At 63.4% G+C, this 8,535-nt stretch carries 9 protein-coding genes and 2 pseudogenes; 5 read left to right on the forward strand and 6 right to left on the reverse strand.

Annotated elements, in window-relative coordinates; translation table 11 throughout:
* The 4 genes and pseudogenes from QOC89_RS18900 to QOC89_RS18915 all read right to left on the reverse strand — a co-directional run.
* Positions 1 to 216: ATP-binding cassette domain-containing protein (locus QOC89_RS18900; RefSeq protein WP_323046423.1), on the reverse strand; the 216-nt coding region annotated here is incomplete at its 3' end.
* A gap of 90 nt (positions 217 to 306) precedes the next feature.
* Positions 307 to 1,299 (reverse strand): isoaspartyl peptidase/L-asparaginase, encoded by a 993-nt coding sequence (locus tag QOC89_RS18905; RefSeq protein WP_323046424.1) that lies wholly within the window; start codon positions 1,297 to 1,299, stop codon positions 307 to 309.
* The gene (locus QOC89_RS18910) at positions 1,296 to 2,279 is read right to left on the reverse strand and encodes a MurR/RpiR family transcriptional regulator (RefSeq protein WP_323046425.1); all 984 of its coding nucleotides are present in this window, start codon (positions 2,277 to 2,279) and stop codon (positions 1,296 to 1,298) included. Before QOC89_RS18910 ends, QOC89_RS18905 begins: the two co-directional genes overlap by 4 nt.
* A 181-nt stretch (positions 2,280 to 2,460) precedes the next feature.
* Positions 2,461 to 2,664 (reverse strand): annotated as a pseudogene (locus QOC89_RS18915) (MFS transporter); the annotation flags it as partial.
* 221 nt (positions 2,665 to 2,885) lie between these two features.
* Here QOC89_RS18915 and QOC89_RS18920 point away from each other — a divergent pair.
* Both QOC89_RS18920 and QOC89_RS18925 read left to right on the forward strand, forming a co-directional pair.
* A complete protein-coding gene (locus tag QOC89_RS18920; protein ID WP_323046426.1) occupies positions 2,886 to 3,596 on the forward strand; it encodes a 16S rRNA pseudouridine(516) synthase in 711 nt (236 codons plus the stop codon).
* Positions 3,597 to 3,764: 168 nt separating this feature from the next.
* Complete coding sequence (locus tag QOC89_RS18925) at positions 3,765 to 3,953, forward strand: hypothetical protein (RefSeq protein ID WP_323046427.1); 189 nt, start codon at positions 3,765 to 3,767, stop codon at positions 3,951 to 3,953.
* 65 nt (positions 3,954 to 4,018) lie between these two features.
* Here the strand turns inward: QOC89_RS18925 and QOC89_RS18930 are convergent, their stop codons facing one another.
* Entirely contained in the window at positions 4,019 to 5,083 is a 1,065-nt protein-coding gene (locus tag QOC89_RS18930; RefSeq protein ID WP_323046428.1) for an NAD-dependent epimerase/dehydratase family protein, read from the reverse strand.
* Positions 5,084 to 5,177: 94 nt separating this feature from the next.
* Here QOC89_RS18930 and QOC89_RS18935 point away from each other — a divergent pair, with 94 nt between their 5' ends.
* From QOC89_RS18935 to QOC89_RS18945, 3 genes are all read left to right on the forward strand, one after another.
* Positions 5,178 to 6,209, forward strand: a complete 1,032-nt coding sequence (locus tag QOC89_RS18935; RefSeq protein ID WP_323046429.1) for a CDP-6-deoxy-delta-3,4-glucoseen reductase — start codon at positions 5,178 to 5,180, stop codon at positions 6,207 to 6,209.
* A 392-nt stretch (positions 6,210 to 6,601) separates the two neighbouring features.
* Positions 6,602 to 7,786, forward strand: coding sequence for an acetylornithine transaminase (locus QOC89_RS18940; RefSeq protein ID WP_323046430.1), 1,185 nt, complete (start codon positions 6,602 to 6,604; stop codon positions 7,784 to 7,786).
* Between the two features lie 18 nt (positions 7,787 to 7,804).
* Positions 7,805 to 8,272: a GNAT family acetyltransferase gene (locus QOC89_RS18945; RefSeq protein ID WP_323046431.1), complete on the forward strand. Its 468-nt coding sequence runs from the start codon at positions 7,805 to 7,807 to the stop codon at positions 8,270 to 8,272.
* Between the two features lie 126 nt (positions 8,273 to 8,398).
* Here QOC89_RS18945 and QOC89_RS18950 read toward each other — a convergent pair.
* A pseudogene (locus QOC89_RS18950) lies at positions 8,399 to 8,535 on the reverse strand (ABC transporter ATP-binding protein); the annotation flags it as partial.

Raw genomic sequence — 8,535 nt, forward strand, 5'->3', positions numbered from 1 at the left:
CCGCATCAACGCGAGCGATGTCACCGATTTGCCCGAGCCCGATTCGCCGACGATCGCCAGCGTCTCGCCACGCTCGACCGTCAGCGACAGATTGCGCACCGCGTTGAAGGTCTTGTCGCCGCTGCGAAATGCGACCGACAGATCGTCGACTGCAAGCACGCTTTGGGGCGGCAAGCTTTCGATAAGCGGACGAGCGGTGTGCGATGAAGTCGGCACGATGATTCCTTTTATTTCGAACGCGGCTGGCGGTGGTTCAGGCGAAGTTGAGGCTAAGGTTCGGACAACAGTTCAAGCGGCAACGCAGCACTAGCGATAAATCGCCGTCACCGGCGTCTCGCCGATCCGCGCGAAACCGCGATACATGCCCTCGGTATTGAACGGCAGCGTGACGTTGCCGCGCGCATCGACCGCAATCAAACCGCCGCGTCCGTCGATCTTCGGCAAACGGTTCATCACCACGTCCTGCGCCGCTTCTTCAAGCGAGACGCTGCGGTAGGCCATCTGCGCCGCGACGTCGTAGGCCGCGACCATGCGCATGAACATCTCGCCGGAGCCGGTGGTCGAGACCGCGCAGGTGGCGTCGTCCGCATAACAGCCCGCGCCGATCAGCGGCGTATCGCCGACCCGGCCCACCTGCTTGTTGGTGACGCCGCCCGTCGAAGTCGCAGCCGCCACGTGGCCGTGCCGATCGAGCGCGACCGCGCCCACCGTGCCGAACTTGCGATTCGGATCGATCGGTTCGTGCGGGGTGGGGTCGTCGTCATGCGAGGACGGCGCGGCGGCCAGCGTGGCGCCGTCGTGATCGAGCATCGCGCGCTGCTGACCGCGTGCGAGCTGCCACTGACGGTGACGCGCTTCGGTGTCGAAATAACCGGGCTCGACGAATTCGAGTCCTTGCGCGGCCGCGAAGGCTTCCGCGCCCGCGCCGGTGAACAGCACGTGTTCGCTGCGCTCGAGTACGCGACGCGCCGCCAGAATCGGATTGCGCACCCGCGTCACGCAGCAGATCGCGCCGGCGTCGAGTGTGCTGCCGTCCATGATGGCCGCGTCGAGTTCATGCGTGCCGGCCGCTGTGTAAACCGCGCCACGGCCCGCGTTGAAGAGCGGGCAATCTTCGAGCAGACGCACGGCTTCGCTGACGGCGTCGAGCGCGCTGCCGCCGTCGGCGAGAACGCGCTGGCCCGCGCTCAGCACGGCGTGCAACGCAGCGTGATAGTCAGCTTCGGCGCTGGCCGACATCGATGCGCGCAGGATCGTGCCTGCCCCGCCGTGAATGGCAATGACTGCTTTGGAGTTCATCGTTTGGTTTTGCTAGTGCGGGTGGTTCGGGAAGGTCGCGTGGACGTACGTGTAGAAGCGCGGGCCGGGCGCCCGCTCGCGCCGGAGGCCGCGGCTTGCGAAGCGGTGAGCCACGGCAGCAGGAATTCGGTGACCTCGGCGGCCGCCTTCACCGAGCGCTTCGCGCGATAGGCAACCGCGTCGCACAGCGCTTCGATGACGGCCAGCACGGCCGAATCGGCATTCGCCGCGAGCCGCCGTTCGGCGCGGATATAGAGCGAGATATCCGCGAATTGCGCAAGCGGTGAATTGGGGCTGTCGGTCAACGCAAGCACGCGGGCGCCGCGGCTCGATGCGCGACGCGCGAGTTCGATCGTGTCGTCGACGTAACGCGGGAAGGCGATGCCGATCACCAGATCGCTCTCGTTGGAGGCGAACAGGCGCCGTGCCGCATGCGACGCTCCGCCGATCAACGCGAGCGACTGCACGTTGTCGTGATACGGCATCAGGCCGTGTTCCATCAGGCCCGCGAGAAAGGCGCTGGCGCCATAGCCGAGCACGAATACGCGGCGTGCGGCGATGATCGCTTCGACGGCGGCTTCGGCTGCGGCGTTATCGATCACGCTGCGGGTGGAGCGCAGGTTGGCCGCCGCCTGTTCGAGCGACGCGCCGATCAGATCGTCACCGGCAGCAAGCGACTCCTGCGCGCTGCGCAAACGCTCGACCGGCGCGAGCGTCGCTTCGAAACCACGCACGAGTGCTTCGCGAAACTGCGGATAGCCGTCGAAGCCGAGCGCGCGAGCGAAGCGATTCGCCGTTGCCACCGACGCGCCGACCACGCTCGCCAGTTCGTCGATCCGCATGGTCGCCGCGCGGAACAGATTCGCCAGCACGTATTCGCCCATGCGCCGATGGATTGGCGTGAGAGTCGGCATGGCCGCGGCGATGCGCGCGGCAATGGCCTGCTCAGCGGGGTTGGAAGCAACGGACGAATGAGTCATGCGAACGAGTCGTCGGAACGAAAGTCCTCTGGAGGACTTCCTTCCGGGTGTAATGAAAATGAATGAAAGTATATTTACATAAAAACCTCGCGAGAAAAAATTCATTTTCATTTTCGAGGGTTTTCACTGACCAACGGCCCTGCGTTGGTACGCCATGTGGCCATCCGATGAAAACCCGTTTTCATTGAGCGACAGCCGCGCCCTCCGGAATGCCGGCGAGCCGCGCCGCCGGCGACATCACGATGATCAGCGCCTGCGCGAGGAACGCGGCGGCCGCCGCGATGAGGCACGCGTCCATGCCCCAACGCGCGCTGATCGCGGCGCCGAGCAATGCGCCAAGCGGTCGCGCGCCATAGGTCGCGGTGCTGTTGAGCGCCGAGACGCGACGAGTGGCGCGGCGGCGAGGCTGATCTGCCCGGCGGATTGCGCGACCAGGTTCGACATGCGAGCCGCTGGAACGCGGCCGGCAAACGGAGCGCGGAGGAAGACGGTGAAGCGGAATGGACATGCATCGATGAACTCCTGCGACGGGACGTGGAGATCCCATCGTGGTCGCTATGGCGACGCGCGGCGCTCCGCTTCTTGCGGTGTTATTCTTCGCTCGCCATGAATCTCGAAAGCATTCTCTTCACTCAGGGTTTCGGCTCGCGCCGCCAATGCCGGGCGCTGATCGGCGACGGCCGCGTGAGCGTCGGCGGTTCAGTCCGCACCGATGCCGACGCCGAATTCCCAACGCATGACGGCACGTTCTGCTTCAGCGTGGACGGGGTCGTCTGGCCGTATCGCGAGCACGCCTATCTGCTGCTGAACAAGCCCGCAGGCTATGAATGTTCGCGCGATCCACAGCATCACTTGAGCGTGTTCAGCCTGTTGCCGCCGCAGTTCGCCGAACGCGGCGTGCAATGCGTGGGCCGCCTCGATCAGGACACCACCGGCCTTCTGCTGCTTTCCGACGACGGCAAGTTCGTCCACACGTTCACGTCGCCGAAACGCAAAGTGCCGAAGCTGTATATCGCGACCACGCGACATCCCATCGACGACGTCCAGTTGAGTGCCTTGCGCGGCGGTGTCTTGCTGCACGGCGAGCCCAAACCGATCGTCGCCGTCGACGCTGAGGCGCGCGGCGAGCACGCGCTGGCCCTCACCGTGATGGAGGGCAAGTATCACCAGGTCAAGCGGATGATTGCGGCAGCCGGCAATCGTTGCGAAGCGCTGCATCGCGAGCGGATCGGCGGACTTGCGCTGCCCGCGACGCTGGCCATTGGAGCGTGGCAATGGCTCGACGAAACCGACCTCGGATCTTTACGGAGCGGGTAAACCGGTAGGACCCTTTTAAAGCCTTGATGCCTCAGGAGAATCGTGTACGCGCCCGCACATAAGGCCTGCGGGGCGTCTGATTGCACGCTGCGACGCAACATGCTCTTCCTTACAGCTCGCCCTATACTCGATTAAACAAAGACTACAAAGGGTTCAAGGAGGGGCGCCATGGTGATCCACGACACTATTCAGATTTCATCCGTGATGATTGCTTTCATGTGTCTCGGGCTCGCGCTGGTCGGCGGACTGCTGGTCGTCATGCGGCTGCGGCACAAATATCATCCGAATCTGATCGGCGCATTGATTGGCGCGATGCTGTGCTTCCTGTTGCTGGAGGCGTTGCCGGCACTGACGTAAGCCGGCAAGATCATGCGCCACGACGGATGAGACCGCGTGGCGCGAGAGGCCATTCACTGGCTGGCTCAGCCGTCCGTCTGTGCTTCGCCAAGCTTCGCGGTATCCCTTCGACCGCGCACCTCGCGCAAAAAATCTGCAACGCTCGGATATTGCAGGCGTACGCGCAATTCCTCTTTGAGGCGCCGGTTCACGAGCCGCCTCGACTCCCGCATGAACGACAGCAAGGTCGGCTCCATCTGTTGCTCCGCGTCGGCCCGTGTAATGCGCGGCGCGTGCTCGTGGCCGAACGCGTCGGCCACGACGTCGAAGTACTCGCCCATTTTCAGCGACGTGTCGTCGGACGCGTGAATCACGCGTGCCGGCCGCCCATGCGTGACGAGACGCACGAGGATCGCGGCAAGATCGTCGGCGTGGATGTGGTTGGTGTAGACGTCGTCTGCGTCGATCAGCGCCGGCGTGCGCTTTTCCAGCCGCGCGAGCGGCAGACGGTTGCCCGCGTAAATGCCCGGAATCCGCGCGATGCTTGCGGCGACCACGCCTCGCGCGGTGGCGCGCCGCAGCTGCTGCTCGGCCGACACGCGACGTTTGGCGCGTGGATTGGCCGGCTGCGTGACGCGCGTCTCGTCGATCCATGCGCCGCCGCAATCGCCATAGACGCCCGTCGTGCTCGCGTACACCAACCTCACGGGCCCGCGCGGAGCGGCGGTCCAGCGCACCCTGTCGGGTACAATATTGGCTGTCTCGGATTCAGCCCACGAGGCACGAATGCGGCGCAGCCGCCCGATCGGCGCCACCGCGCCGCGCGCGGCACGCAGCGCCCGATCGCCGCGCGCGCTCAGCGTAGCGAGCAAGGCACGGGTACGGCGGTCGTCATCGCCGGTCTTTTGCGGCGGCGCGAGATGCAGCACCGTCGGCGCAAGGCCGGCCAGCCGTTTCAGACTGCGGCGCGCGTCGAGGTCGCCAACCAGCGGCGTAACGCCGGCGGCGCGCAGTTCGGCGCCGCGCCCGGCGTGGCTGGTGAGCGCGAAGACATGCGCGCGGGTCCGCAATAAGGGCACGCAGCGCATGCCGACGTCACCGCAGCCAACTATCAACACGCGCGGCCGGCGTAAATTTCGTGTCGCTTTCATGATGGACGCATTGTAGCCGTCAAGCGCGGCAGGTACCGCACAGCGATACAGCGGGTCCGATAACGATTACCGACTTTTCGATTTCGAACACTCTATGGCATTTAACGTCACGCTCCGGCAAAGCGGCCGGCAGTTTCAGGTAGAACAGGACGAACCGATCCTGATCGCGGCCTTGCGCCAAGGCATCGGTCTGCCGTACGGCTGCAAGAACGGCGCTTGTGGTTCGTGCAAAGGCACCGTGGTCAGCGGTGAGATCGAACAGCGTCAGCATTCGTCGTCGGCTTTGTCGAACGACGAAAAGACGCGCGGCATGGCGCTCTTCTGCTGCGCGACGGCGTGCACCGATCTCGAAGTGGATATCCGCGAAGTGGCCGGCGTGGGCGACGTGCAGGTCAAGAAATTGCCGTGCCGCGTGAACGCGATCGAGCGCAAGGCCGACGACGTCGTGGTGCTGAAGCTGCAACTGCCCGCCAACGAACGTCTGCAATATCTGGCCGGCCAGTACCTCGAATTCATTCTGAAAGACGGCAAGCGCCGCAGCTATTCGATGGCGAGCGCGCCGCACACCGAAGGCCCGATCGAATTGCACATCCGTCACATGCCCGGTGGCGCATTCACGGACCACGTGTTCAACACGATGAAGGAGCGCGACATTCTGCGCTTCGAAGCCCCGCTCGGCACCTTCTTCCTGCGCGAGGATTCGGCTAAGCCGATCGTGCTGCTCGCTTCGGGTACGGGCTTCGCGCCGCTGAAGGCGATCATCGAACATGCGGTGTTCAAGAACCTTGACCGGCCGATGACGCTTTACTGGGGTGCGCGCCGCAAGAAGGATCTGTACCTGCTCGAGCTGGCCGAGCAATGGGCTCGCGAGATTCCGAACTTCAAGTTCGTGCCGGTGCTGTCGGAACCGGATGCGGGCGATGCGTGGACGGGTCGCGTCGGCTTCGTGCATCGTGCGGTGATTGAGGATTTGCCGGATCTGTCGGCGTATCAGGTGTACGCGTGCGGCGCGCCGGTGATGGTCGAATCGGCGCAGCGTGATTTCACCCAGCATCATGCGCTGCCTGAGGACGAGTTCTACGCGGATTCGTTCACGAGCGCGGCGGATCTGGCGAACGCGGTTTGAATGAAACAAACGGCCTGATCGAAACCTCGACCGGGCCGTCCGCGACTACCATGTCAGCGTCGAGACGGATGCACAAAAATCCGCCTTGATGCGAATCTGTGCAAATTCATGGTTTACACCAGCGCTTTTCTTGTCGTATTCTTTCGCGCATGAACCGCATCCAATCCGAACTCCGACGTCGCCGCTCGCCGCTCCCTTAGGGGCGCCGCTGGCTTCGTCACGGATTCGCGCCGCACAAAGGCGCAAGCAGTTCGAATCATGAAAGCCACGGCATGCCGTGGCTTTTTTGTTTTCGTTTGTGTTCCGGTTGTGTTTTCGTAAATTCCGGCCGCCGTTACATAGGTGGCCAATCGCTCATTCACCCCTTCACCCGCCGTCTGGAGCCTGCCGTTATGAATTTCACTGAGTACCCGATCGAGTCGCTGATGTACATCACCAACCGGCCCGAAATCGTTTTCACGCACGGCAAGGGCTCGTGGCTCTACGACAATAACGGCAAGCGATATCTGGACTTCATCCAGGGCTGGGCGGTCAACAGCCTCGGTCACTGCAACGACGGCATGATCGAAGCACTGAACAAGCAGGCGCAACTGCTGCTCAATCCGTCGCCGGCCTTCTACAACGGCCCGATGGCGCAACTCGCCGGGCTGCTCACGCAGCACAGCTGTTTCGACAAGGTGTTCTTCGCCAACAGCGGTGCCGAAGCGAACGAAGGCGCGATCAAGCTCGCGCGCAAGTGGGGCAAGAAGTTCAAGGACGGCGCATTCGAAATCATCACGTTCGATCACAGCTTCCACGGCCGCACGCTCGCCACCATGTCGGCAAGCGGCAAGCCGGGCTGGGACACGATCTACGCACCGCAAGTGCCGGGCTTCCCGAAGGCGGATCTGAACGACATTGCGTCGGTTGAAAAGCTCATCAACGCCAAGACCGTCGCGGTGATGCTCGAACCGATTCAAGGGGAAGGCGGCGTGATTCCCGCCACGCGCGAATTCATGCAACAACTGCGCGCGCTGACCAAAAAGCACAACCTGTTGCTGATCGTCGATGAAGTGCAAAGCGGCTGCGGCCGCGCGGGTACCTTGTTTGCGTACGAGCTGTCGGGCATCGAGCCGGACATCATGACGCTCGGCAAGGGCATCGGCGGAGGCGTGCCGCTCGCGGCGCTGCTCGCGAAAGCCGAAATCGCCGTGTTCGAAGCGGGCGATCAGGGCGGCACCTACAACGGCAATCCGCTGATGACCGCAGTGGGCTACTCGGTGATCTCGCAGCTGACCGCGCCGGGCTTCCTCGAAGGCGTGCAGGCACGCGGCGAATATCTGCGCGCCAAGCTGCTGGAATTGTCGGAAGAGCGCGGCTTTGAAGGCGAACGGGGCGAAGGCCTGCTGCGCGCGCTGTTGCTCGGCAAGGACATTGGCAACCAGATCGTCGAGAAGGCTCGCCTGATGCAACCCGACGGCCTGTTGCTGAACGCGGCGCGTCCGAACCTGCTGCGCTTCATGCCGGCGCTGAACGTCACGAACGAAGAAATCGACCAGATGATGGCGATGCTGCGTTCGATTCTCGACACGCTGTAATCACCCAGGACAACGCGTATGACAAAGACCGCAACGCTATCGATCCGCCGCTTCGAAGCGCGCGACACCGATGCCGTGGTCGCGCTGTGGCAGGAAGCGTTCCCCGAGTATCGGGACGTGACGAGGCCGCAGCGCAATCCGCATCTGTCGATTGCCAACAAGCTGGCAACGCAACCGGAGCTGTTCTTTGTCGCGGTGTTCGACGAGCGTATTGTCGGCACGGTGCTGAGTGGCTATGACGGGCACCGAGGCTGGCTCTATTCGCTCGCCGTGGATGAATCGTTGCGTCGTCATGGCATCGGCACGCGGCTGGTCGCGCACGTCGAAAACGCGCTGACCGAACTCGGCTGCCCGAAGCTGAATCTGCAGGTGCTGTCCGCCAAGGCAGACGTGCGCGCATTCTATGAGTCGCTCGGTTATCGCGCGGATGCTGTGATCAGTCTCGGCAAACGCCTGGGAGAACTGGCGGAGACGCCCGCAGCGTAGGGCCACGCAATCGCGTGGATAGAAAAAGGCCGCATGCTTGAAACGCATGCGGCCTTTTTTGCAGTTGAAGCAAACCTGGTCCGGGTCATTCACCCCGTTCCCGTTCGCCCAGCTTATTCGCCAAGCTTATTCACCAAGATAAGCCGCGCGCACCTTCGGATCATCCAGCATCTGCTTCGCGTCGCCGGACATCGTCACCAGACCCGAGTCCATCACGTAGCCACGGTTGGCAGCCTGCAGAGCCAAACGCGCGTTCTGTTCGA

The sequence above is a fragment of the Paraburkholderia sp. genome (genome assembly GCF_034668105.1).
Lineage (GTDB): Bacteria > Pseudomonadota > Gammaproteobacteria > Burkholderiales > Burkholderiaceae > Paraburkholderia.

Excerpts from the sequence above, each read along its gene's own strand:
- QOC89_RS18910 (WP_323046425.1), bottom strand. The coding sequence starts at position 2,279 with ATGACTCATTCGTCCGTTGCTTCCAACCCCGCTGAGCAGGCCATTGCC.
- QOC89_RS18905 (WP_323046424.1), bottom strand. The coding sequence starts at position 1,299 with ATGAACTCCAAAGCAGTCATTGCCATTCACGGCGGGGCAGGCACGATC.
- QOC89_RS18940 (WP_323046430.1), top strand. The coding sequence starts at position 6,602 with ATGAATTTCACTGAGTACCCGATCGAGTCGCTGATGTACATCACCAAC.
- QOC89_RS18930 (WP_323046428.1), bottom strand. The coding sequence starts at position 5,083 with ATGAAAGCGACACGAAATTTACGCCGGCCGCGCGTGTTGATAGTTGGC.
- QOC89_RS18925 (WP_323046427.1), top strand. The coding sequence starts at position 3,765 with ATGGTGATCCACGACACTATTCAGATTTCATCCGTGATGATTGCTTTC.
- QOC89_RS18945 (WP_323046431.1), top strand. The coding sequence starts at position 7,805 with ATGACAAAGACCGCAACGCTATCGATCCGCCGCTTCGAAGCGCGCGAC.
- QOC89_RS18920 (WP_323046426.1), top strand. The coding sequence starts at position 2,886 with ATGAATCTCGAAAGCATTCTCTTCACTCAGGGTTTCGGCTCGCGCCGC.
- QOC89_RS18935 (WP_323046429.1), top strand. The coding sequence starts at position 5,178 with ATGGCATTTAACGTCACGCTCCGGCAAAGCGGCCGGCAGTTTCAGGTA.